Below are 1,024 nucleotides of genomic sequence, written 5' to 3'. Positions count from 1 at the left end.
CTAGACGAGTAAGTCCTAACTCGGTCTAGTCGTGTGTACTTGACGGTTGCTCTACACGCAGCCCGGTACGCCGGTGTAAAGGTGAAGGGTGTCGATGATCTGTTTGTGACGACAGACATCAACACCCTTCTCACCGCACTGTACGTGAAGATCGACGACTGGATCGGCAAGCCCCGCCGAGCCGGGCGACCGCCGAAGCTGTCCGACGCCGAGTTGGTCACGATGGCGGTGGCTCAAGCCTTGCTCGGGGTCCGTTCAGAGGCCCGCTGGCTGCGGTTTCTTCCCAAGCACCTGCCCGGCGCCTTCCCGTATCTGCCCGGCCAGTCCGGCTACAACAAGCGCCTGCGGGCCGCGTTGCCGCTCCTGAAGAAGGCCATCCGGCTGGTCGCCGCAGACACCGATCTGTGGTTCGACGACGTATGGGTCACCGATTCCACCCCGGTTGAGTGCGGCCGATCCCGGCCCACCGTGAAACGCTCCGACCTGGCCGGCTGGGCCAGCTACGGCTACTGCTCATCGCACTCACGATTCTTCTGGGGCCTGCGGCTGCACTTGATCTGTACGCCGTCGGGTCTGCCGATCGCCTGGTCGCTGTCCACGGCGAAGATCGACGAACGCCAGGTCCTGATCGCCGCGCTGGAAGAAGACCCCGGCCTGCTCGCCGCCCGGCCGGGACAGCTGATCATCGCGGATAAAGGCTACGTATCTGCTGAACTCGACCGCTGGCTAGCCGAACGCGGAGCCCGGCTGTTACGCCCGTCCTACCGCAACCGGACCCCACACCCCGGCGAGCACCTGCTCAAACCCGTCCGCCAACTGATCGAGTCAGTTAACGACACGTTGAAAGGCCAACTCGATCTTGAACTGCATGGCGGCCGCACCATCGAAGGCGTCGGCGCGCGCATCGCCCAGCGACTGCTCGCTATGACCGCCGCGATCTGGCACAACCGCGCCACCGGACAGCCCCTGACCAGGTCTCTAATCGCCTACGACCACTGACCTCAGTTAGGACTTACTCGTCTAG

Annotated in this window: 1 protein-coding gene; it reads left to right on the top strand. The window is 63.9% G+C overall.

Annotated features, from left to right (window positions below; genetic code table 11):
• Positions 1–105 precede the first annotated feature (105 nt).
• Positions 106–999, top strand: a complete 894-nt coding sequence (locus Aco04nite_RS47265; protein WP_213003708.1) for an IS982 family transposase — start codon at positions 106–108, stop codon at positions 997–999.
• Positions 1,000–1,024: the final 25 nt, after the last annotated feature.

Origin of the sequence: Winogradskya consettensis (assembly GCF_018332715.1) — a bacterium.
In the GTDB taxonomy this organism is placed as follows: domain Bacteria; phylum Actinomycetota; class Actinomycetes; order Mycobacteriales; family Micromonosporaceae; genus Actinoplanes; species Actinoplanes consettensis.
This window is presented reverse-complemented; position numbering and strand designations above follow the sequence as displayed.